At 60.0% G+C, this 21932-nt stretch carries 22 protein-coding genes; 11 read left to right on the top strand and 11 right to left on the bottom strand.

Annotated features, from left to right (window positions below; translation table 11 throughout):
* Window positions 1-73 precede the first annotated feature (73 nt).
* From AOT96_RS16260 to AOT96_RS16250, 3 genes are read left to right on the top strand one after another with little or no spacing between them, the layout of a single operon-like run.
* Window positions 74-601, top strand: a complete 528-nt coding sequence (locus tag AOT96_RS16260) for an SRPBCC family protein (RefSeq protein ID WP_065352015.1) — start codon at window positions 74-76, stop codon at window positions 599-601.
* Between the two features lie 51 nt (window positions 602-652).
* Entirely contained in the window at window positions 653-1240 is a 588-nt protein-coding gene (locus tag AOT96_RS16255) for a TetR/AcrR family transcriptional regulator (RefSeq protein WP_007734655.1), read from the top strand.
* Window positions 1237-2007: a glucose 1-dehydrogenase gene (locus tag AOT96_RS16250; RefSeq protein ID WP_007734653.1), complete on the top strand. Its 771-nt coding sequence runs from the start codon at window positions 1237-1239 to the stop codon at window positions 2005-2007. The genes AOT96_RS16255 and AOT96_RS16250 overlap by 4 nt, the downstream gene beginning before the upstream one ends.
* 13 nt (window positions 2008-2020) lie before the next feature.
* On the opposite strand, the gene AOT96_RS16245 is transcribed toward AOT96_RS16250, so the two are convergent.
* From AOT96_RS16245 to AOT96_RS16230, 4 genes are all read right to left on the bottom strand, one after another.
* Window positions 2021-2770 (bottom strand): enoyl-CoA hydratase/isomerase family protein, encoded by a 750-nt coding sequence (locus tag AOT96_RS16245; protein ID WP_099696961.1) that lies wholly within the window; start codon window positions 2768-2770, stop codon window positions 2021-2023.
* Between the two features lie 23 nt (window positions 2771-2793).
* A complete protein-coding gene (locus AOT96_RS16240; RefSeq protein WP_065352014.1) occupies window positions 2794-4041 on the bottom strand; it encodes a CaiB/BaiF CoA transferase family protein in 1248 nt (415 codons plus the stop codon).
* Window positions 4042-4079: 38 nt separating this feature from the next.
* Window positions 4080-5678, bottom strand: coding sequence for a bifunctional 3-(3-hydroxy-phenyl)propionate/3-hydroxycinnamic acid hydroxylase MhpA (gene mhpA, locus AOT96_RS16235; RefSeq protein WP_042920183.1), 1599 nt, complete (start codon window positions 5676-5678; stop codon window positions 4080-4082).
* Window positions 5679-5839: 161 nt separating this feature from the next.
* On the bottom strand, window positions 5840-6529 hold the full coding sequence (locus tag AOT96_RS16230) for a DAPG hydrolase family protein (protein ID WP_065352013.1): 690 nt from the start codon (window positions 6527-6529) through the stop codon (window positions 5840-5842).
* Between the two features lie 182 nt (window positions 6530-6711).
* On the opposite strand from AOT96_RS16230, the gene AOT96_RS16225 reads away from it, so the two are divergent.
* Complete coding sequence (locus AOT96_RS16225; protein WP_042452477.1) at window positions 6712-7947, top strand: MFS transporter; 1236 nt, start codon at window positions 6712-6714, stop codon at window positions 7945-7947.
* 113 nt (window positions 7948-8060) lie between these two features.
* Here the strand turns inward: AOT96_RS16225 and AOT96_RS16220 are convergent, their stop codons facing one another.
* The 4 genes from AOT96_RS16220 to AOT96_RS16205 form a co-directional block, all read right to left on the bottom strand.
* Window positions 8061-8798, bottom strand: a complete 738-nt coding sequence (locus tag AOT96_RS16220) for an IclR family transcriptional regulator (protein WP_042452480.1) — start codon at window positions 8796-8798, stop codon at window positions 8061-8063.
* A 2-nt stretch (window positions 8799-8800) separates the two neighbouring features.
* The gene (locus tag AOT96_RS16215) at window positions 8801-9208 is read right to left on the bottom strand and encodes a nuclear transport factor 2 family protein (RefSeq protein WP_042452483.1); all 408 of its coding nucleotides are present in this window, start codon (window positions 9206-9208) and stop codon (window positions 8801-8803) included.
* Window positions 9205-10203, bottom strand: coding sequence for a DUF3500 domain-containing protein (locus AOT96_RS16210; protein WP_230793175.1), 999 nt, complete (start codon window positions 10201-10203; stop codon window positions 9205-9207). Before AOT96_RS16210 ends, AOT96_RS16215 begins: the two co-directional genes overlap by 4 nt.
* 260 nt (window positions 10204-10463) lie before the next feature.
* Window positions 10464-11183, bottom strand: a complete 720-nt coding sequence (locus AOT96_RS16205; protein WP_042452488.1) for a FadR/GntR family transcriptional regulator — start codon at window positions 11181-11183, stop codon at window positions 10464-10466.
* 99 nt (window positions 11184-11282) lie between these two features.
* On the opposite strand from AOT96_RS16205, the gene AOT96_RS16200 reads away from it, so the two are divergent.
* Window positions 11283-12134, top strand: a complete 852-nt coding sequence (locus AOT96_RS16200) for a fumarylacetoacetate hydrolase family protein (protein ID WP_058228150.1) — start codon at window positions 11283-11285, stop codon at window positions 12132-12134.
* A gap of 31 nt (window positions 12135-12165) precedes the next feature.
* On the opposite strand, the gene AOT96_RS16195 is transcribed toward AOT96_RS16200, so the two are convergent.
* A complete protein-coding gene (locus AOT96_RS16195) occupies window positions 12166-12720 on the bottom strand; it encodes a hypothetical protein (RefSeq protein WP_064443200.1) in 555 nt (184 codons plus the stop codon).
* Window positions 12721-13104: 384 nt separating this feature from the next.
* Here AOT96_RS16195 and AOT96_RS16190 point away from each other — a divergent pair, with 384 nt between their 5' ends.
* The 3 genes from AOT96_RS16190 (at window position 13105) to AOT96_RS16180 (ending at window position 17769) form a co-directional block, all read left to right on the top strand.
* Window positions 13105-13992 carry a class I SAM-dependent methyltransferase gene (locus AOT96_RS16190; protein WP_065352011.1) on the top strand — a complete coding sequence of 296 codons (888 nt, stop codon included), beginning with the start codon at window positions 13105-13107 and terminating at the stop codon, window positions 13990-13992.
* 191 nt (window positions 13993-14183) lie between these two features.
* Window positions 14184-15425 carry a serine hydrolase gene (locus tag AOT96_RS16185; RefSeq protein WP_335739938.1) on the top strand — a complete coding sequence of 414 codons (1242 nt, stop codon included), beginning with the start codon at window positions 14184-14186 and terminating at the stop codon, window positions 15423-15425.
* Window positions 15426-16590: 1165 nt separating this feature from the next.
* Window positions 16591-17769, top strand: a complete 1179-nt coding sequence (locus AOT96_RS16180) for a carboxylate-amine ligase (RefSeq protein ID WP_065352010.1) — start codon at window positions 16591-16593, stop codon at window positions 17767-17769.
* Here the strand turns inward: AOT96_RS16180 and AOT96_RS35745 are convergent.
* Window positions 17763-17918: a DUF6131 family protein gene (locus AOT96_RS35745; RefSeq protein ID WP_003945912.1), complete on the bottom strand. Its 156-nt coding sequence runs from the start codon at window positions 17916-17918 to the stop codon at window positions 17763-17765. The genes AOT96_RS16180 and AOT96_RS35745 overlap by 7 nt on opposite strands.
* Window positions 17919-18063: 145 nt before the next feature.
* Here AOT96_RS35745 and AOT96_RS16170 point away from each other — a divergent pair, with 145 nt between their 5' ends.
* The 3 genes from AOT96_RS16170 to AOT96_RS16160 all read left to right on the top strand — a co-directional run bounded on the left by AOT96_RS16170 (window position 18064) and on the right by AOT96_RS16160 (window position 20663).
* Complete coding sequence (locus tag AOT96_RS16170; RefSeq protein ID WP_003945456.1) at window positions 18064-18267, top strand: hypothetical protein; 204 nt, start codon at window positions 18064-18066, stop codon at window positions 18265-18267.
* A gap of 77 nt (window positions 18268-18344) precedes the next feature.
* Window positions 18345-19427, top strand: coding sequence for a M48 family metallopeptidase (locus AOT96_RS16165; RefSeq protein ID WP_042452503.1), 1083 nt, complete (start codon window positions 18345-18347; stop codon window positions 19425-19427).
* Window positions 19428-19628: 201 nt separating this feature from the next.
* Entirely contained in the window at window positions 19629-20663 is a 1035-nt protein-coding gene (locus AOT96_RS16160; RefSeq protein ID WP_007734628.1) for a baeRF2 domain-containing protein, read from the top strand.
* A gap of 40 nt (window positions 20664-20703) precedes the next feature.
* Here AOT96_RS16160 and AOT96_RS16155 read toward each other — a convergent pair whose 3' ends face one another.
* Window positions 20704-21870 (bottom strand): MinD/ParA family ATP-binding protein, encoded by a 1167-nt coding sequence (locus tag AOT96_RS16155; RefSeq protein WP_003945525.1) that lies wholly within the window; start codon window positions 21868-21870, stop codon window positions 20704-20706.
* Between the last annotated feature and the right edge of the window lie 62 nt (window positions 21871-21932).

The raw sequence follows: 21932 nt of genomic DNA, 5'->3' as shown, positions 1-21932 counted from the left end.
GCATCTTGTTCGCGAAACCACCGATCGTCATACTCACCTCACACGCGCTCGACAGAAAGAACCTGAAACCGAAATGGCTCGCGAACTTACCGTCTCCGACAGCATCGTCGTCAGCTCCGACGCGCTTTCCCTCTACGAGCTCATCAGCGATCCCACTCGTATGGGTGCCTGGAGTCCCGAGAACTTAGGCGCAACCTTGCGGGGAGACCGCGAAAGCGCTTTCCTGGGCATGGAGTTCGACGGGCACAACAAGCGTGGGCGCGCGCAGTGGACCACGCGATGCACAGTCACCGCTGCCGAGGCCGGGAAGCTCTTCGAATTCCGTGTTCACAAGATCGGCCTCGGTACTCCCCGGATCCCCGCCTCTATCGCAACCTGGCAGTACCGATTCTCGCCGGTGCCCGACGGAACCCGAGTTACCGAAACGTGGACCGACGACAGGCGCGGCTGGCCGGACTTCGCCGCCGACATGTTCGACAAAATTGCCACCGGAGGAAAAACGTTCGCCGACTTTCAGCGCGGCAACATTCGCAAGACGCTCCTGAACTTCAAGAACGCAGTTGAGCAGGAGGTTTCCGGAATCGAAGGTAACGTCGGCTGACCGGCCGACACCATTTGTGGCAGTTTCTGCCACTTTTGGTACAGTGCGGATATGGCAACAGCCCGCCGCACTGCACTACTTCTCCGCGTCTCGCAGAGTTGTGCTGCCGCTTTCGTCGAACGCGGCGACACTTCGACGACCATCGCGGAGCTCGCCGAGCGGGCAGAAATCTCCGAGCGAACGTTCTACCGTTGCTTCGCCACCAAAGAGGAGAGCATCTGGCCGATGCTCGACGAGGGAAACCGCAGTCTGGCCACGGCACTCAGCGCGCAAGCCCGCGAATTCGGGCTCGCAGCGGCTGTGAAGAATGCCTTTATCGCATCGGTCGGCGAGTCCTTCGAGCCGATGACCCGATCACTGATGCCCATCATCTTCGGTGATGCGGCACTCCGGAGAGTTTGGGAATCAGCAACTTTCGAGACAATGGAACTGATTCGCCCAGAAGTCGCACGCCTGATCGACCGTCCGGAAACCTCGCTCGACACCACAGCGGCTTCGGGCCAGGCAACACTTGCGGTAGTCGCCGCACTGCGTGAGATGGCAGACCTCCGGACGCCCGCACCCGAGGCCATCACCCGCGCGCTCGGGGCGTTCTCGAAGCCATATCTCGCAACACCAACAGGTAAGGAACAATCATGACTCAGGATCTCTCCGGAAAAGTCGTTCTCGTCACCGGCGGCGCACGCGGCCTGGGCGAGGCGTTTGCCCGCGGCATCGTCGCGGGCAACGGCCGCGTCGTCATCGGCGACCTACTCGACGACGACGGTCGAGCAGTGGCCGAATCTCTCGGCGACGCAGCGCGTTACGTTCACCTCGACGTCACCGATCCAGCGTCTTGGAAGTCCGCCGCCGAGTACGCGGTATCCGAGTTCGGCGCGATCAACGGTTTGGTCAACAACGCCGGAATCTCGGCGTCCGGCCAGACAGTCGCCGAGGAACCACTCGAGACGTTCCAGCGCATCATCCAGATCAACCTGGTGTCCGTGCACACCGGTATCCACACGGTAGTGCCGTTCATGAAGGCAGCCGGCGGCGGATCCATCGTGAACATATCCTCGGCCGCCGGCCTGATGGGCATGGCTCTGACCAGCGGTTACGGCGCAGCCAAGTGGGGCGTGCGTGGGCTGAGCAAGATCGCCGCCGTCGAACTCGGTCGCGACAAGATCCGGGTCAACTCGGTTCACCCCGGCATGGTCCTGACGCCCATGACTGCACCGACGGGTATCAGCCTCGAAGAGGGCGCATTCCCCAACAATCCGTATCGCCGTGTCGGTCGCCCGGAGGAGTTGGTCGGCGCGGTCACCTACCTGCTTTCCGACGATGCCTCGTACACAACGGGTTCCGAGATCGCCGTCGACGGCGGTTGGACTGCCGGCCCGTCGATCGAATACATCGCCGGCCAGTAACAGCCTTGCAGACTCACGTATGCAGAATTTGCGCGATGCCAAGTTGGAGGTCGCGCAAATTCACGGCCGGACCGAGGGTGTGGTGAGGAGGAGGGCCGGTAACAGCAATCAATGCCTCCTTCGCCGCACGCACGGCTGATGTCGGCTGGCGAACAATCTCCTCTACCAAATCCCGAACAGTCGACGCGAGGAGCTCGCCGTACACACACCGATTCGCCAAACCTGTTGTTACCGCGTCCGGTCCCTTCACCAGCCGTCCGGTGTAGTGCAGTTCAGCGGCCACAGCCGGTCCCACAACACGGACAAGGCGCGCCGCGAATGCCGGACTGGGTCGAATCCCGAGACGCGCAATAGGCATTCCGATTCTGGCGGAAGTCGCCACGACTCGAATATCGCACGCGAGTGCCAACTGACACCCTGCTCCAGCTGCTACGCCGGAAATCTGTGCGATGACAGGAACGGGACAAATTTCGATAGCGCGGAAGGCTGCCTCCATTTGCGCGAACGACTCCTCCACGTCCTCGGCACAGGCACCAACCCACTCGGTGACATCGGACCCGGCGCAGAAGGTATCGCCGACGCCGCGAAGGACGACAACACCGAGCGATGCGTGGGTCGAGACGCCAATGATCTGATGCGCGAGATCTTTCCAAGCATCACCGTTCAAAGCGTTTCGACGACGGCCTGTGCCGATCGTCACCGTCGCGATTGGGCCGTCGAACGTCACATCGACCATGCCGGAGTCGCGCCGGCTCGGCCTCATAGCAGAAACCATCGATGTCTGTCTCATCGGCGTGCTTCGCTGAGCCAACCGGTGATAACAGCGTTGTCTGCACCGAGAAGCGGTGGAGCCGAGTGACAGTTCTTCGTGACCTCCATGCCGTCCACAGAGAAGAACCGGAGTGGGGGTCCAGGAAGCGTTATCCGACCTAGGCTTTCGTGTTCGACTTCGACCATCAACCCCTGCGAACGAGTCTGTTCCCAGCGGTACACCTCGTCGATTCCACGAACACGTCCCGCCGGAATACCCGTACGGTCCAGCTCGAGCAGCAGCTCGTCCGTGCCATACTTCGAAAAAATGCTTTCGACAAGCTGGCGGACCGCCTTACTGTTTCGAACTCGTTCGGAGTTGTCTTCCATCCCGGGGGCATCTGGGGCCAACCCGAAGCCCGAGCAGAACCGCTTCCAAAGTCCTTCACTACCAACCGCAATCTGAACTACGCCGTCAGCTGTCGGAAAGAGCCCGTAGGGGCAGATCGACGGATGGTGATTCCCTTGTGCCTTACCAGTTTCACCAGCGACGGTAAATCGAGTTCCTTGGAAGGCGTGGATACCTACTATGCCGGCCAGCAAAGAGGTTCGTACCGTCTGCCCAACGCCGGTTCGCGCTCGCTCCTGCAGTGCCGCGAGTACACCGAATGCGCCGTACATCCCTGCCAGTAGGTCGGCTATCGGAGTTCCGACCTTTTGGAAGTCGTTGGGACCCGAACCTGTCAGCGACATCAGACCCGCCTCCCCTTGTGCGATTTGGTCGTACCCCGCACGTCCGCCTTCCGGTCCGTCGTGACCGAATCCACTGATGGACAGCACGACGAGTCGCGGATTCAGCTCCGAAAGTCGTTCGGCGGTAAGCCCCAAACGATCGAGGACGCCGGTCCGAAAATTCTCCATCAGAACGTCGGCGCGTGAGACAAGGGATTCCAGTAGTGCAAGACCCTCTTCAGATTTCAGATCGAGTACGACTGACTTCTTGTTTCGATTCGTGGACAAGAAGTATGTCGATTCTCGCTGTGCACCTGCAGGTTCCATGAAAGGTGGCCCCCAGCCGCGCGTATCGTCGCCGGTACCGGGTGTCTCGATCTTGATGACCGTCGCCCCCAGGTCGCCGAACATCATTGAAGCGTGAGGTCCCGCGAGTGCGCGCGTGAGGTCTGCAACGACTATGCCTGCCAAGGGCCCTCTTCGAACATCGGATCCGGATTGTTCCGAAGATGATTCGACCGAATCGATGTCGTCGGTCACTGAGTTGAACATGTAACTTCCTGTCGATAGTCGATGTGGCGGTCGCGCTGTCAGGCAAGCGTCCGAGCAGGTTCCGGCACACGCAACCTGTGTAGAAAACCTGCTGCCAGCTCGGTTGCCTGGTGCGTTCCAGCAACGCCGTAGACGTGAAAATCCGGTCTGACCAGAACGACATCTGCGTCCTGATCGTCGAGCCAGCGCGTGTAGGTGAGGTCGACGTCGTCGACAACGGTCACGCCCGCCGATTCGGCACCTCCGAGCGCTACGAGGTCGATCCCCAACGTCGCCAAAGCTGTTCGCGTCGCCTCCGGAACTTCTCGCAGCGCGGCCGATGTGCGTGAAATCAAAGCCCCTGGCCCATCGAACGCATCGTCGAACTTGGCAACTTCGCCATCTCCGACTCGAACCTGACCTTGTAAAGCCAGACTGCCACCGGCAGTCCCGACATGTATCCCTGGGCCGAGCCCTGGTCGTGGCGGAGCAGGAGGCTTCATTCCCGCAGTCCAGTTCGCCACCATGCGGGCATCACGTTCAGCAGCTTGCTGCGGGTCGGACATGCAGATGACTTGACCTAGTTCGGTCGAGAACTGCACAAAAGCTTGTGCGTGCCTTAGTCGTTCTGTTCCATATGTATCGAGCAGGTGGTCGTCCGCTGCCGAACGCAACACCGCATCGAGCTTCCACGACAAATTCATCACGTCACGGACACCAGCACCCAGGCCTTGTCCGGCGAACGGCGGCATAAGATGCGCGGAATCGCCGGCGAGCAACACGCGTCCTTGTCGCCATCGCGTCGCCCAGCAAGCCTGAAACGTGTACACGGAATGCCGTTCAAGGATTGCATTGTCAGGGGTCAGCCCATACGGCTCGAGCAGTTCCCATGCCGTGTCTTCGCGCTGAAGGGATTCTCGACTCTCTTCCGGCAGTCGCATGAACTCCCAGCGACGGCGGCCCGGACCACCGGGAACCATCGTGGAAGGGCGTCGGTAGTCGCAATTCTGCGCGGCAACGTTCGGAAAACTGGTTCCGCCCGAAGGTTTGACGTCCACAACCAACCAATCGTAGAAGTACCCCTCGTCGTGCCAGTCGATTTCGGCCCATTGACGAACGCGACTGTTCGCCCCGTCTGCACCGACAATCCACTGCGCATCGACGGCGACACACCTACCGCTGTCCACGGATTGGACGACTACTGTTGCCAGTGCCGAATTCTGCGTCAATGCCACCGCTTCCCACCCCCTCATCACCCGAATATTGGACAACCCGGCGACAATGGCGTCCAAGGCCTCTTCCAATGCGGGCTGACTGAAGAAATAGGTGTTGTACCAACCGGATTCACCTTTACCACTCCAGTCGACCTCCACCAGTGTCCGCCCGTCACCGTTTCGCCACACATACATGTCGTCATAAGGTTCGGTTATCTCGGGAATGGTGTCCGGCGCCAGCCCGACCGACTGCAGGATTCGCGCGAAATCGGCGCAATGGGTTACTGCTCGCGGCAGAGGGTATCCGACTTCATTTCGATCCACGACGACGACATCGTGGCCCTTCCGAGCGAGTTTGACGGCGAGAAGCTTCCCCACCGGCCCGAAACCGACGATCATCACGTCAGCAGCTATCCTCGTTGCTTCGGCGTTGACACTCTGCACAGCGAATTCCGTTCTGGTGAAATAGCTTTGATGTTGAGAACAAGGATCGGTTCGTTAATTCCTTTTGTCACGGATCAGGTCCCGGAAATCGGGACGAGCCAAAATTCTCGGTGCCGCCTGAAACGGCTGCACGACCCTGGCGGGCACCGAGACAACTGCCGTCACCACGGTGCTCGCGGCGGAGATACGTCCCGGTTTTCGGCTACGTAGAGCGACGGCAGGAAACGAGACAAAAATGTGAACTCGTCGTACGCGTGCTGCAGGAGTCCTTGAGCGAACTCCACAGTTGCTTGTGCCGCAATCTGTTCCGCGGTTTGCCCGAGTGTCTCGAGATCGTGTCCGATGAAGAAGTGACTTCGCAGGGCCATCCCCCACTCGGTATCGCGAGCGATGTGCAGCAGCCTGCCGCCGAGCACGCGCCCGTCCGGGAGACGAGGTGGATTGTGGGTGACCCCCAATCGTCCGACAACCACTCCGGACACAGCGCCGGATTCTCTTGCTCTGGAATAGGCGTCTTCGTCGAAGAACTCGGACGGATCCCGAAATTGGATGACCAGATCATCGGCCGGCTGCCCCGAGAAGTATTCGGTGACGACGTGCTCGCTGCCGACATGAGTGTCGTCCGAGAGATTACCCTGCCAACTGCTGTACGTGTGGTCGATGGGATGCCACCAGATGTATTTCTGTGTGTCGCAACGCCAGCGGACCCACCATTCGAGCATCTCGCCGGTGCAACCGTGCATATCCGTACGGACTGCGACGTGCAGCCCTCCAGATGGCAGTCGCTCGTATCCCATCTCCAATTGCAGAGGCTTCGGATCTAGTAGAGCGGTGACTTCTGACAGGTCCATTGATTCAGCTCCTCGGATCGAGTTTTTCCAACGAGCTGAAGGTATGAGCCAGATGTGCTGCGCGTCACCCCATTTGTCCCGGTTTCCGGGACTAAACGGTTACGCCCGAGAAGTCGACATCGGACGATGGCACGCATCACATCGACCGCCCGAATCGGGCTCACTGTCTGGAGAGACAACACATGCATCTCAATGCACCCGCGCGAACCGATGAACGTGGGGAGACTCGATCCCACCCCGCAGTCATCGGGTTGTGCATGGTTATCACCGTGATCGAGGGATTCAACCTGATCGTCTACGGATCTGTTATTCCGTTGCTGTTGGAAGACTCGTACCTGCGCATAACCGATCAACAAGCAGGGCTGGTCGGCGGGCTCGTCTATATCGGAGCCATCGCCGGATCAGTACTGGCCCCTCTCGCTGCCGAGCGCTCCGGTCGAAAGTGGGTTCTCATTGTTGCCATCGCACTGTTCGCTTTCGGAGCCGTGATCACCGGAGCGTCGATCAGCATCGTCATGCTCGCAGTGGGTCGATTTGTCACTGGATTCGGCGTGGGCGGCGCGCTCACCACCGCGATGACAGTCGCTCGCAACAGTGCGGCATCGTCACGGGCGTCGTTGGTCGTCACGATCACAATGGCAGGTATCCCACTCGGCGGCGTCGTCGCGTCACTGCTCGCGATTCCAGTGCTTCCTGCGCTCGGATGGCGCCCGATGTTCTTCATCGGTGCATGTACGGCTCTGGTGATCCTCGCCGCCGTCGTGATAATCGACATCCCGACCGACACTCCCCAGGAGGTGGCGGGGCGTTTATGGTCTGGTCGGCAAAAGATTGCCGCACTGTTCACCGGCCGCGGGTCCACAATCGCACTGGTTGTCGCGGTATGCGCAATCTCCAACATGGTTGCGTGGCAGGGACTCAACGTGTGGGCAGCGCAGTCGATTATTGACTTGGGGTACACGCTGAACACTGCTCTTGTGATCACCTTTACTCTGACCGGTGCCGCAGTAATCGGTTCCTTTGCCAGTGCGTGGGCGGCCGACCGCCGCGGGGCCTCAGTTGTAGCGGTAGCCACCAGCGCGTGCACGCTCGTCGGACTTCTCGGAATGGTCTATCTGCCGACATCGTTGACGGGGACCATGATTTGTGTGGCACTGATGGGCATCGGCGGCCATTCCACGATGAATCTGGTGCACACGACCACAGCCGATGTCTACCCGTTGCCTGCACGAGCAACTGCCCTTGGTTGGTCGAACGGGACATCATTCGTCGGGGCGTTCTTAGGCCCGGTAATCGGCGGTACCTCCATTGCGTCGGGTGGAGCCGTCGGATTGTTCAGTACGTTCGCGGGTGCCGCGGCAGTGTGCTTGGTCGCGGTCTGTGCACTCTGTTTTGCAGATAGGCGCATCAGACGGTAGGGATACCACTGATCACGAATCAGTTCCCGACCTCCCAGTAGGAGCCGGGAACTGATTCGCGCGATCTGCAGAAGTCACGGGAGCACACAGAAGAAGCTCTCAGGCAGTCGCATTCAGAATTGCGCTCGCGACAAACCCAGATCCACCTGACTGTTCACCACTTTGAGACCTTCGACCGCGAGTTCCTTCTTCGCTTTGAACCGCCCGGACGGAATGACGATGGCGATCGCTTGAAGCGCGCCAGTCGGTCCGATCATTGCAGTAGCCACGGCGCAGATCCCTACGTCGTGCTCCTCGATGTCGACGGAGACGTGGGAGCGACGCACCTCCGCCAGTTCCGCCAGCAGCGCCGCCCGTTCGGTGATCGTCTTATCCGTAAATCGCGGTAGAACCGGTGACAACAACGCAACTGCCTGCTCCTCCGGCAACTGAGCAAGCATGGCCTTCCCGATACAACTCGCATGCAGCGAAAAGCTCTTGCCGACCTTGGTGACGCCTCTGAGCCTTTCCGGTGAGGCAATCTGATCGACGACGACAACCTCGCGACCACTGAAGATCGCCAACTCCACGTTCTCGTTGACGGTACGAGCCAACGTCGCCAGCTGAGATCGATTGGCCGAGAGTAGCCGTAGGTGAGCATTCATCCCGAACTTGAGTAAGCCGGGGCCCAAGATGTATCCGGATCTGTCCGGAACTCGGACCACGTACAACTCACGTTCGAGAGCTTGAATAACTCGGTGCACCGTCGAACGTGGAAGTCCGGTGCGGGTTGCGAGGTCTGTCAGCGTCATCGGCCAGCGACTCTCGGCGATCGAATCCAGAATCACCGTGGCCCTGCCTATGTTCGCCACGACTAACTCCTCGTCCAGGTCCTGGTTACCGCAAGTTCGATGATGCTCCAGTCTCGTTCGTCGACAACCATCGTGTATTCACCGAGGGTGTGCACCGAGGGATCGGGTTCGAACACCCACCGAGTGTAGTGCGCGTGAGCTTTCCACACTCGGGGGCCAGACCCGGCGAGCACCACGAGGTTGCTGACGTCATGGCGATGTGCGACAGGTGATTTCCACAATTCTGCGAAGAACTTCTCCGCATCGTCCGGATGATCGAAACCCGTCCCGGGGAAGCTAACCCGGGCAGAAGCCAGGAGCCCCACAGCACCGTCGACGTCTTTGCGGTCCGCAAAGTCGACGTACGTGTGAAGTAGGTTCGAAATCCAGTGTCTGGCCGAGACGACTCCCTGGAGTTGACTGCAGGTCACGATTCCGTCTGCTCTTGCCACTGTCGAACGTAGGAACGTCCGTAATCGTTGCCATGCGGAGTGCGCATCACCGTGTGAATATGGAAGGGCTGAGGAGTGTCGTAGTCGAGGAAGACACCGCAGTGGTGATCCAGTTCAGCTATCAAGACCGGGGATTGGATGCGGTAGTAGAAGACGTCTCCAGGGCGGTGCCCGCCGATCCAGCAGAACCATGTCCGGTCCAGGTGCTCTTCGATCTCGCGCAGACGAGCAGTCCGAGGTCCCGCGGGCAACAATGCCACGAACTGTTCGGCGATCGCGAGCACTAGTTGTCTGGCACGCGTGTCCATCTGATCGACGGGAATGCCTTCGAAGGGAATCACTCGGTTGTCCTGAAACGCTCCGGCGAGGTGCCGCTCATCCCCGGGGTGCACTCGCCCGGGAGGCATGGCCGGATCGTTCATCAGCCCGTATACAGTGGCCTCACGCCGCTGGTCGTCAGTGAGTGCGGCCATCAGTTCTATACCGAGTTCGATTCGACCAGTGAATGATTCGATGCCGGCGTGGGGACCATCGTCTATCTCGTTGGGTTCCGCGCCGAGAAAGACCGGACTCACAACCATCCGCCCGCCGATGATCAGACAGTTGACCGCGCAGTGGTGACCGTACAATTGCCATCCCCACGGCGAGAGGACACTCGGTTCACCGTACAGAGCGACGTTGTAACTGAATTCGTTGAGTATCGTCTCCAATCCGACAACCTCGCCGAGAAAACCATTGATCAACATCATGTTTCGGACGATTCGAAAACCTTCGGGGCTCAGCGAGGCCTCGACCAATCGCAAAGCCAACTGTCGAACACGTTGCGATTGGAACTCGAGTCGTACTCCGGTGTCGAACTGCATGAACTCGGGGTTCGCCCACGTCTGCCACTCGACAGCATCGATCGGATAACTGATCCTGGAGCGATCGACGTCACTCAACTCCGCAAGTAGATCTCTCGCAGCATCCACCATTTCATCCACCGGAGCCTCTTCACCGTGCGTGACGGCTGTCAAAGGGTAAAGCCCGTCCGTGATCGTGCCGTTTTCGGTGACTCCTCGAAATTCGTTGAGATATAGCGGCTTCCATCCCTCAACGAGATCACCGGTAAAGGTCCCAGGCCGCCTTGACACATCGCGATAGGCGTAGGGATCCAAACCTCGAACACTCGATAGTCGGCGATGGTCGTGAGGAAACAGATGTGAGCGGAACTCACCGGACATGAATCGTCCTTTCAGACTGGAGTGTTGTGCCGTACGACGGCCGCACGTACTGCAGCCATATCGCCGGCGGAGATTGCGTCGACAAGTTCGACGTGGATGTGAAACCTCTCGGTGCGGTAGCCCGCTGCGTCACGCTCGTTGTCGAACTCGGTGGCCGTGCCGTGCAGCGGGCCCAGAGTGCCGATATAGACCGATCGCGCAAGGTCATTGGGAACGATCGTCGCGATTCGCTCGTGCAAGGCCCAGTTCGCTCGGAGGAAGGTGTCCCAGTCGGGGGCGGATTCCATCCGCTTCAGGTGTGCCCCCAAGTCGGCGATGTCGGCCCGGCTTCGATGCCGAGCCGCAGCAGTGTCGATCAAGATTTCGAGGTGATCACGCAACTCGATGGCATCCGCGACGACCGAGGCCCCCTCGGTGACACTCAGCAACGTATGGCGCAAGCGAACCGCCGGGCTTTTCTCTGCGACAAATAAGCCGCCACCTCGCCCCTGGCGGATCTCCAGCACTCCCCGATCACGAAGCAGTCGAACCGCTTCGCTGACAGTCGAATATGCAAATCCGGTCTCGCCGCGAAGCGATTCCAGCGTGCCGATTGGCACACCGGGCTCCAGGTTCTGCTCCCGAATCCGGCTGTCGATCGCCGCCGCCAACTGCTCGGCTCGGGTCCCCCTCCCCACCGCTTTGGACAGCACAGAAATCGGGTCACTCGGCGCAACAGAAATCCGGGGCATGCGTCCGCCTTGTCCATCTGGGGTGTCGTGAGGCATAGTCCTATGAAACCATAAACCTCTGAAGGTTTATAGGTTTAATTCGAACCTGAAAGGCAACTGATGAAAATCGTTGGGATTCAGCAACCCGATCGTGGAGTTCAGGTGGCTCAACTGTCCGAGGACGGCTCCCACGTGAGTGTCGTGTGCACTCTCGAAGAGTTCTGGTCGGATCCCGCCGGCAAGCTCGCGACGACTCCGACCGGGCCACACCTGCCGGTAGCCGACATCGAGTTCGTTCCACCGGTCCTGCCGGGCGCGAGGGTGGTCTGCATCGGACTGAACTATCTTGCCCACGTCGCAGAGGGGAGCTACCGCGCAGATCCTCTACCCGCCTATCCGACTCTGTTCGCCCGGTGGCCCAACTCCCTCACTGTCGGCGACACCGATGTCCCCGTTCCAGCCAACGAGCAGGGTCTCGACTGGGAAGGAGAGGTGGTCGCCTGGGTTGGGCAAAAGCTTGCCGACGCCACTCCCGACCAGGCCCTTGCAGCTGTCGTCGGATACTCGACGTTCAACGATCTCACCTGCAGGCGAGCACAGAAACTCACCTCGCAGTGGATACTCGGAAAGAACGGTGACCGATCCGGCCCACTAGGACCGATGGTTCCTGCGTGCGAAGTCGGCGACCTGCGCGACGGCCTGCGAATACAAACCCGCGTCAACGGCGAAATCGTTCAGGACGCCCGCACCGACGAAATGGTCTATACAGTCGGCGACACCCTCTCTCACATCTCTCAGACCTTCACACTGCACCCCGGCGATCTCCTCGCTACGGGCACACCGTCGGGAGTCGGCTACGCACGCTCACCCCAATGGCTACTACAACCAGGCGATCAGGTCGAGGTCGAAGTCGAAAAGCTTGGTATTCTTCGAAATACATTGGTATCCAGGGATACTCGATTCGAAGGCTGAGCAAGAACGAGGCACCATGTCACGAGAGCCATCAGTCCGAGATGGGCGATCCCCCAGATCGCCCTCGACAGACGCCAGAGTGCCAACCTTCGCCGACCTCACGGGTGATTGTCAATACTTTTCTGATTGCATTCGGAGAAGACAACTTTCGCAGTCGCCGCAGCGCCCGATGCAGGTCGAGCGACACCTCGTCTGTCGTACGGGCAAGCGACGTTGCGGTCGCCTTTGTATCGAGCCCGACGATCAGCCGCAACACCAAGACATCGCGTTCGACAACCGGGAGCGTTGTCGGAGGCGGGAGCGATCCACCGCTGAACCCGTCGGATGCCGCCCGAGCAATCGCGATGCTTGTACTCGCGTACAGCACGCGTAGAAAAGGCTGATACGTCTCCGATCCGTCGCACACTGCCGTGAGAACGGCGACGCACGCGGCATCCGCGGCGGAATCGGAAACGGCCTGATCAAGCTCGGCGCGGCACCGCAGCACAACCATCGGACGAAACGCCGCATACAAACTGGCCATGGACTCACGGCTACCGCTCCGCGCCGCGGCGGCCAATACATCCAGCGAGCCTTCCTGCAACATGGGCTCACATCTCTCTTTCTCGACGGGACATTCGTTGTGCGGTCCGAGAGATCAACTGGAACCGAACGGTCCCACGAAGTGGTTCCGGCGGATGGTCATGCCACGATCAATCCCCTGCCCGAAGGATTCTCGAGTCTCTCTCTCAGCCCTGAGGCACACCCCAGTGAAGTCCTGCATCCTTGCCGCTCACTGGCACTGACCTGGCAAATTCCTGGCAGGATGCTGATTCAAACCGAACGCCTTGCACTGCAGAATTTTTCGATCCGGTCAGCGTGTATTTGCTGCTCCAAGTCCGACCGTTCCGTTCCAGGCGACGAGGGGTCACACCGGCGTAGGGTCGAGAGAGTTCGGCTCAGTCGTCAAGAGCGGAAGGACACCCAGACAATGCGGAGCGATGGAGATACGTGGGACATCGTCAGTAGCGTCGGACTTACCGCGCTGGCAGTGGCAACGTTCCGAGCACTGGAGAGCACCCGTACGGACGCGATCATCGAAGACAAGTTCGCATCGTGGTTCGTAGAAGCTGCAGCCGAGCCGCATTTCACAGCTCTTCTGAAAGATCCCACGCTCCTCGAGGACACCCCCTTCGGCGGTTTCATGGGGTTGCGAACCAGGTTCTTCGACGAATTCTTCTCGTCGTCAACCGAATCCGGAGTAAGGCAGGCGGTAATCGTTGCAGCAGGGTTGGATTCGCGTGCGTACCGGCTGGATTGGAGCTCAGGATCGACGGTATTCGAAGTGGATCAGCCAAAGGTGCTGGAGTTCAAAGCCGAAGTGCTCGCTGCGCACGACGCCCAGCCGAAGACCGATAGACGCACTGTGCCTACTGATCTGCGAAACGACTGGCCGGCCGCACTCGAGGAGGCTGGTTTCGACCCGAACGAACCCACAGCCTGGTCGGCGGAAGGCCTGCTCGCCTATCTCCCCGGCCCGGCCCACGACGCCCTGTTCGAGCGGATCGACGAACTCTCGGCCACCGGTAGTCGCTTGGCGGTGAACGACTTTCCGGCCGGAACCGACCCGAGCAAGCTTGCGGCCATCAGATCCAAGTACTTCGCCAAGGACCCGTTCGGCGACCTGGACATTTCGCAACTGTTCTACAGCGACAAGCGATCCGATCCGGGCCAGTGGTTGGCTGAACACAATTGGACTGTCCGACGCTTCAGCTCGGTCGAGTTGGCAGAACTGTACGATCGTCGGATCCCCGAACTCCCCGAAGAAATCGCAGCGCTGTCAACGCAACCGTCCTTTTTGGCCGCGACCAAGAACTAGCTCTCGCAGTCATCACGAAAGTTCTTCGAGTGCAGCCTTTCTCCCATTTGTCCAGCGGCAAGGCGCGTGTCACCACTACAAGTGGTTGACGGTACTCCAGGATGAAGCGATTCAGTACCTCAGGCTGAGTATGTCTACACCTCAGACGGACGCGCGCCGAAGCCCCCACCGCGGCACCCGCTACGGTCACGATCCCTGACAGCTCCGTCGGCAAGCAGATCACCTGGCTTCTCAGTGCGTTCAACACGAGCACGCCGTTGACCCAGGAAGAAATCGCCGAACACTTCGGGCCCACTGCACCCGTAGTCCTGACACCTCCGGACTTCGACTCCATCCGAGCCGGACAGCCTTGGACAACAGTGAATTACAAGGGAGGCGACTCCGACGGCACAGTTTCCATCACCAGCACCACCGGCGGTGCGTTCGACGTCAACGTCGTCGTCGACGGCAACGGGCTGATCCTCGGAATGGCGATCACACCGACCAAGGACGTTCATGTGCCGGCCGCATCTTGGCAAGAACTCGAGGCAGCTGTCAAAGCGCTTCCCGCGCCGACCAATCTGACCGTCACCGAGGTCACCGAAGGAAAGAACGCCGAAGTCTTCAATGTCGGCGACACCTCACCACAGCCCACAGGGTCAACGATCAAGCTGTACGTTCTCGGCGCGGTCGCGACGGCCGTCCAGAACGGGACACTCTCCTGGGATCAGAAGCTCACCATCACCGACGACCTCAAATCGATGCCCGGCGGGACCATGCAGGACCTGCCATCGGGAACTGGAGTCACGGTCCGAGATACCGCCGGCAAGATGATCTCGATCAGCGACAACACCGCCACCGACATGCTGATCGCTGCTGTCGGGCGCGAGCAGGTAGAAGCCGAATTCGCCCCGATGGGCATGGCAAATCCTTCGCTCAACATCCCGCTCAAGCCGACCCGCGCACTGTTCCAACTCGGCTGGGGTGACCAAGGCGCACAACGTATCGCTTGGCGCGACGGAACTCCGGACGAGCGTCGAGCGATACTCGCGGCACTACCTGGCGGCCTGGTGGACATCCCGGCGTCAGCATTCACCACCCCCGCATGGCCTTTCGACATCGATTGGTTCGCCTCGCCCGCCGACCTGCGTGCCGCGTTGGTCACGTTGCAAGAGAAGGCGAAGACCGAGAGCGGCGCACCGGTTCGAGACATTCTCGCCGAGGATCCGGCGCTCAGCGACGAGTCCGCGAAATGGTTCACTTACGGCGGATTCAAGGGCGGCAGTTCCATCGGGGTCCTCGCGGGTGCCTATTACGTGGAACACGACGATCGTGCCTGGGTTGTCACCATGCAAACTCATGGTGACGACGCTGCACTGGTTGCCGACCCGGCTCTGTACTTCGATCCGGTCGACGACGCGATGCTCTTGATCCAGACGGATGCAACCAGTTAGTGCCCAGTGGCGGGCCGAAACCACGCACGCCGATTCATTGCCTTCGCCGATGAAGGCGCCGGATACAGAGAAGCCGCTGCACATCCAGTGTCATCCGGATGCACAGCGGCTTCGCTAAGTCTTAGCCCGTGGGGGTCTCGGTCTCGTCCGACGAGAATCCGTCGAAGAATGCGATGACCTTCTGAAGAAGTGCCGCGATGTCGAAATCTTCCAAGCTACCCATTGCGTTCGTCCTTTCGTTTAACACTGAGGATGAAACGTGCATCTTGCAATTTCCAATGTAAAGCATGAAAAGCATTATTTCTCGACCGCGCGACACTTCGGTCGCAAATACGCCACTCAGCAAGATATGGGCAAATCACCGGAAATAACAGCTCCCACCCGCAATATTTCAGTCTTCTGCAACCCGCTGAATTCCCCAATTAGCAAGTGGGTAAATCTTGAGAAAAATTTCCCGGCGCGTCGATCACGAAAGATATTCCTGGTGAAACTCTCAATCCAAGAACACAAAGACAGAGGAAGCTCCGACACAGCTGACACGCAGTTTTGCCCGCCTTCAAGAGTCGTCATCCACGCACATAGTGGACATTCGTCTGCGATAACGAACCGGTAGCAACACAATCCCAGGCACTTTCTCCCATCTTCTGACTTTTACCCATGACCACTGAAGATTTGCGCTGGTGAAACGCAATACCAGTTCGAAAGTTCCACAACTTCTCCGGATGCTGTGCACGCGATTAACTGATCAAATATCTGTTGACTCACCGAACCCACACACTCCGCCAGAACGCCACATCCGAATGCTGGACGTTAGTTTAGATGGGTTCGCATTCTCGGAATCTGCTCGATAACGGCGGCCCCACGGATAAAGCCGAGACTGCACCACCGCAGGCCGCCAGGTCATGATCCGCGACTCGGCGAAGGGTGTGCGGACAAGTCCACACGAGGGTGAAATAGGGGGTGAGACATGCCTTGGGGTCTCGTTTTACCGAGTCCGACACAGTACGTTTTCCCAGGCACGCCAGTCCCCAGATTCATACGGTGTGCAAGGACTCGTTGACGCTTCCGAGATGTTGGCAAGGCCGACCACAGGCCCCGTTCTCCCGACGAGAACGGGGCTTCCTCGGGTCGGTTTCCGCCTTCGACCGACCGGGTAGACGCGAGCATGGGCGCCACCTGCTCGACCGAATCCACCGCTGGCCGCCACGAATCGACGACCCCGACCGTCGGCGTCGAAGAAGAATTCATCCTCGTCGACCCGACCTCCTGGTTGCCGTCCACCGACAATGCTGCGGTTGCGGAAACCGCGTCGACACTGGGATTGAATCTTCAGCTCGAGTTGTCCCGCTGCCAAGTCGAGACCAACTCTCCCGTGTGCCATGGCATCGACGAACTCCGAACCCACTTGACCGACATGCGTCGGCTCGCGGCAAAAGCTGCCGAGTTGAACGGCTGCAGGCTGTTGGCCGTCGGCGCATCGCTTTCGGGGCCTTCGCGTTTCGAGATCAGCGACTCGCCTCGTTACCGCCGGATGGGCGAACGCTTCGGCGCCCTCGCTGCCGAACAAAGCATCTGCGGTTGCCACATACATGTGGGCGTCGCTGATCAAGTACAGGCCGTGCAGGTCTGCAATCACGTGCGCATCTGGTTGCCCGCCTTGTTGGCACTGAGCGCCAATTCCCGTGTCCACCAAGGAGTCGACACCGACTTCGCGAGTTGGCGGGCGATCCAATGGTCCAGGTGGCCAGTCGCCGGGCCGCCGCCGTACTTCGAGACCACCGGGGACTTCGACACCGCGGTTGCGAAGATGGTGGATTGCGGCGTGATGCTCGACAAGCGGATGGCCTACTGGGATATCCGACCTTCCTGCCACCTACCGACCGTCGAGATCCGAGTCTGCGACGTTCAGCCGACAGCAGAGGATGCAGCGCTACTTGCAACCCTTGGACGGGCTCTGGTGGCAACTGCGTTACGCGCGATAGACCGGGGCATCGAGGCTCCGAACATTTCCCTCGAGAGCCTCCGCCTCGCAACCTGGGTGTCCGCGAAGGAAGGCGTCCTGGGAGCGTCGATCGATCCGATTACCTCACAAAGAATTTCAGCCACGGAACTGTTGCACCGGCTCCTGATCCATGTCCGTGACTCCCTCGACGAGGGAGGCGAGTACTCGAGCGTGGAGCCGGCGCTGCAGCTCAAGTCAGTCACAGGCAACGGCAGCGACTGGCAACAGCGAACGCTGCGCCAGGTCTGCCTTCGGGAACTGATTGCGCGTGCCGTTCAGCGCACCGTACCGACCGCGCCGACTGGCACGGATACGCACGACGAGCCGACAACGGATCAGTAGTAATGCCGCCGACCACCGATGGCGTGCCCGGCCGCGCCAAGCGCGTACAGGATGATTCCGATCACCAGCAAGACGACACCAATCGTCCACAGGATCGGAATGTTCACCACGAAACCGATTATCAGCAGGATCACGCCGAGGATGATCATCACAAGCTCCTTCAGTGCGTTCACTCGGGCGGATACGCCCGCCTCGAGCCGCATACACCGCGGATACCCGTCGGCAGAGCGTTTCATACCCACTCTGACCGGGTATTTCGGTGGGCACCATAATATTTGAAGAATCGAGCCCGCCATGATGAGAATTGTGACTCTGATCGTTCTGATCTGGCTGATAGTCGGGGCCGTCGCGGCCGGCCAACGCGGCTACTACAGCAGTTCGCCGACCAACTGCGCCGGCGTCGGGACCATCGCGCTCACGGTCATCGCGGGTCCGCTGAACTACTTCGGCGTCAACCCCAAAGTCACCGATTGCACGCTCCCCCAGCCCACCGAGTGAGCTGCCGGAAATCCACGCTAAACCGACTAGTCGTTACCCTGGAGGTGAGTCGACACACATCGAAGTGAGGGGCCACCATGACCACTGCACCAGATCGCACCCGAATCGAGTTCCCGGACATCAGCTCGCGTGCGTGGGAACACCCAGCCGATCGGGCTGCATTGGTGACGCTCCGGACGCTTCGGGGGTTCGACACTGTCCTGCGGACGCTGTCCGGACTGCTCCAAGAACGTCAGCACCGCCTCATGTACCTCGCCACGTCGGTGCGAGTCGACGAACGCCAGTTCAGCGACCTGAACGACCTGCGCCGTGACTGCGTCGACATCCTGCAGGCCGACGAGACACCCGAGCTGTTCGTACTCCAGACCCCGATGGTCAACGCCTTCACCATCGGCATGGACAAGCCGTTCATGGTGGTCACTACCGGCCTATTGGACGTGATGAACTACGAGGAACAGCGGTTCATCATCGGCCACGAACTTGGCCACGCGCTGTCCGGTCATGCTGTGTATCGGACCATCCTGATGCATTTGATGCGACTGGCCGGAACCATCGGATGGCTGCCCGTCGGCGGGTGGGCATTGCGCGCGATCATCGCCGCCCTCATGGAATGGCAGCGCAAGTCAGAACTGTCCGGTGATCGTGCCGGACTGTTGTGCGGGCAGGACGTACACACCGCGATTCGCGTCCAGATGAAATTGGCGGGCGGATCCCGAGTCAGTGAAATCGACATCGACGCGTTTCTTGCCCAGGCCGCCGAGTACGACGCCAGCGGCGACCTCCGCGACGGTGTACTCAAGCTCCTCAACATCGAACTGCTCTCTCACCCGTTCTCGGTGCTTCGCGCCGCCGAGCTCAAGAAGTGGGTGGACAGCGGAGACTACGCCGCGATTCTGCGCGGAAACTACCCCCGTCGCGGCGATGACGACGGAGCGAAGATCAGCGACGAGTTCAAGAATGCAGCCAAGACCTACAAGCAGAACTTCGACGAGTCGGAGGACCCTTTGATCCGCATGGTGCGCGACATCGGTAGCGGATTGGGCGGTGCGGTGGGCGCCGTGGGGAATGGCGTCGGCGATGTAGCGTCGGACATCAAGGAACGATTCACCCACTGGCGCAAGAGTTCCGACAGGTCGAAGGGCACTGACGACGCCGAGTAAGCAGAATCGGGACCTGCCACCGAAGGCAGTCGGCGGCAGGTCCCGGGCTCTTGGCGTGAAGGTGATGCAGGCTTCCCTCTGCACCACCCTCACGTTCACAGACAGTACCAGCAGTCGAACAAACGTGCGAACTGAAAGCGGTCGTGTCGAATCACCGGTTGTCGGGTACGCGGCATAGGACCACTACAGAAGGGAGCCGACATGCATGCTGGGCGACTGAAGAAGGTCGGTTCGAGTGACGGCCCGTTTGCCTCCGTGTACTTCGAAGACGTCCGTAACCGGGAAGATGCGCGCGAGCGCTTCGAACTCGAATGGCGCTCGATGCGCAATCAACTCACGAAACAGGGAGCATCGGAATCGCTGATCGCACGACTGGACGAGGTGAAGGACAACCATCACGGCATCTCAGGTCGCGCCGGGCGCGCGATCGTCGCCACTTCCGAGGCAGTGCTGATCGACGATATTCTGCTCGAACCTGCCGGCTCCACTATCGCGACCTTGGGCGAACTGCCCTACCTGATTCCACTGATCGCACACGGATACGACACCGAACCGTTCCTCATCGCCAAGGTCGACCACACTGGCGCGGACCTGTGCGTGCGCGATGCTCGCGGGCGTGACGTGTACGGCGAAACGGTAGACGGAGACGGCTTCCCGGTCCACAAGGCACACGTGGGCGGTCAGGAGCGATACACCGACAGCCAAAGCCTCGTGGAGGAGAATATCCGGAAGAACCTGACTCAGGCTGTGGAGCGCGCGGCGGCGCTCGCCCGTGAACACAAGGTCGCGCTGGTAGTTGTCATCGGAGAAGTACAATCCCGCAAAGCTTTTGCACAGCTTTTGCCGTCGACGCTACGGGTGGTGGACGTCGAAAAGGGTTCGCGTTCAGTCGGTTCGACACCCGCCGAGGTGTCCAAGTCGATTCGTGAACTGATCGACACGCAGCGACTGCGCAGAATGGATGTGGAAACCGAACGCTACGTCGCCGAGCAGGGCCGGGACTCCGGCCTCTCCATCGACGGGACCGCACGCGTCCTCGACGCCCTCGAACAGGGCAAGGTCGAGACGCTGCTGCTCACCGATCCTGACGACAAGGAAGTCACCAGTGGAGAGTTGATCGGGCCCGCCGATCGCGTACTCCCCTACATCGCAATCGGGACCGGCACCGAGTTGGTACAGATCGACGAACGCCTCGTTCTCGCCGACGGATACGGCGCGATACTTCGACACCCTTGAACGCCGGAGCCTGCTGATCAGATTCGGTGGCGAGCACGTTCTATCGAGAAGCGTGCTTGCCCACCGAGTCCGGGAAACCATCGGCAATTGCTGCGACGAGTTCCAGATATGCCCGTGCCGTGCGCTTGTTCAACAACTTCAAGTCGATCGGACCGCCTTCGCCCAGGTGATCGTCGTAGGGCAACGTCTTGACCGCTCGCACTCCACGCTGAGCGAAAACGTCCTCGAGTTGATCGAGGTCGAGCGAAGACGAACCCGGCCGCGTCGAATTGATCGCCACGACCGACCTGCTCACCAGATCTGCGTATCCGTGCTTGGTCAGCCAACTGAGCGTTGCTGCAGCACTACGGGCACCATCCTGAGCCGTCGGGCTGACGACAACCAAAGCATCTGCTTCGTCGAGAATTCCGTACATGGCCGAGTGCATGATTCCGGTGCCACAGTCGGTGATGACGATGTTGTAATGCACCTCGAGAATTCGGAGAGTATCGAGGTAGTCCTGCTCGTTGAACGACTCCGAAGTTTCCGGATCTGCCTCACTCGCAAGGATTTCGAGTCGGCTGTCGCCTTGCGAGGTGTAGTAGCGAACATCGCTGTACGTACGAATGTCACCGTCGGCCAACAGATCACGAACGGTCAGGTGATGTTCACGTCGTTCGCGATCAGCCAGGGTCCCCAGGTCGGGATTGGCGTCGATGGCTACGATTCGATCCCCACGGATCGATGCGAACGTCGAACCGACAGTTTTGGCCGCCGTGGTTTTCCCCACTCCACCCTTGAGTGAGATGAAAGCAATCTTGTACACGCCGCGCACCGTTCGGTTGGCACGGCGCACGAGAGCCTGGTGTTCGAGTTCAGCAGCCGACTGCCCGGTGTTGATCCGGCCCCCGGTGAGTTTGAACAACACACTGCCCAAACCGCGTTCGGGTGGACGCTTCGCCCGCTTGATGATGTCCAGGTCGTCGACGGAGGTCATAGGCCTGGGCGTCGAGGTCCGGAAATCGGTCGGCTCTTCACGACGTTGCTGGCGCATCCGCTGACTGGGCAACGGTTTTGCTGCAGGCTCGTCGAATTGTGGTGTGAAGGTGACGGTTCGAATCGACGTTGCATAGCCGTCGTCGGACGCGTCGAAATGGCCGTCGCCCTGAGTCGTTCCGGAGTTGTTCCCCAGGACTCCGTTATTCGAACCGTTGTTATCGCTGCGCACCGTTTTCCTAGGTCAAGTTCGGAATCATTTCGGACATAGCCTCTCGGACGCTATCACTCTGG

Origin of the sequence: Rhodococcus sp. 008 (assembly GCF_001682295.1) — a bacterium.
Taxonomy (GTDB): domain Bacteria; phylum Actinomycetota; class Actinomycetes; order Mycobacteriales; family Mycobacteriaceae; genus Rhodococcus_F; species Rhodococcus_F qingshengii.
Note: the sequence above shows the minus strand (reverse complement) of the source record. Positions and strands in the feature narration are given on the sequence as shown.

Bases quoted from the DNA above. Each gene is read 5' to 3' on its own strand.
- AOT96_RS16195 (WP_064443200.1), bottom strand. From the start codon at position 12,720: ATGTTGCAGGAAGGCTCGCTGGATGTATTGGCCGCCGCGGCGCGGAGC.
- AOT96_RS16165 (WP_042452503.1), top strand. From the start codon at position 18,345: ATGACCACTGCACCAGATCGCACCCGAATCGAGTTCCCGGACATCAGC.
- AOT96_RS16245 (WP_099696961.1), bottom strand. From the start codon at position 2,770: ATGAGGCCGAGCCGGCGCGACTCCGGCATGGTCGATGTGACGTTCGAC.
- AOT96_RS16230 (WP_065352013.1), bottom strand. From the start codon at position 6,529: ATGGACCTGTCAGAAGTCACCGCTCTACTAGATCCGAAGCCTCTGCAA.
- AOT96_RS16255 (WP_007734655.1), top strand. From the start codon at position 653: ATGGCAACAGCCCGCCGCACTGCACTACTTCTCCGCGTCTCGCAGAGT.
- AOT96_RS16170 (WP_003945456.1), top strand. From the start codon at position 18,064: ATGATGAGAATTGTGACTCTGATCGTTCTGATCTGGCTGATAGTCGGG.
- AOT96_RS16205 (WP_042452488.1), bottom strand. From the start codon at position 11,183: ATGCCCCGGATTTCTGTTGCGCCGAGTGACCCGATTTCTGTGCTGTCC.
- AOT96_RS16160 (WP_007734628.1), top strand. From the start codon at position 19,629: ATGCATGCTGGGCGACTGAAGAAGGTCGGTTCGAGTGACGGCCCGTTT.
- AOT96_RS16240 (WP_065352014.1), bottom strand. From the start codon at position 4,041: ATGTTCAACTCAGTGACCGACGACATCGATTCGGTCGAATCATCTTCG.
- AOT96_RS16180 (WP_065352010.1), top strand. From the start codon at position 16,591: ATGGGCGCCACCTGCTCGACCGAATCCACCGCTGGCCGCCACGAATCG.
- AOT96_RS35745 (WP_003945912.1), bottom strand. From the start codon at position 17,918: ATGATCATCCTCGGCGTGATCCTGCTGATAATCGGTTTCGTGGTGAAC.
- AOT96_RS16200 (WP_058228150.1), top strand. From the start codon at position 11,283: ATGAAAATCGTTGGGATTCAGCAACCCGATCGTGGAGTTCAGGTGGCT.
- AOT96_RS16225 (WP_042452477.1), top strand. From the start codon at position 6,712: ATGCATCTCAATGCACCCGCGCGAACCGATGAACGTGGGGAGACTCGA.
- AOT96_RS16210 (WP_230793175.1), bottom strand. From the start codon at position 10,203: ATGGTGGATGCTGCGAGAGATCTACTTGCGGAGTTGAGTGACGTCGAT.
- AOT96_RS16260 (WP_065352015.1), top strand. From the start codon at position 74: ATGGCTCGCGAACTTACCGTCTCCGACAGCATCGTCGTCAGCTCCGAC.
- AOT96_RS16190 (WP_065352011.1), top strand. From the start codon at position 13,105: ATGCGGAGCGATGGAGATACGTGGGACATCGTCAGTAGCGTCGGACTT.
- AOT96_RS16250 (WP_007734653.1), top strand. From the start codon at position 1,237: ATGACTCAGGATCTCTCCGGAAAAGTCGTTCTCGTCACCGGCGGCGCA.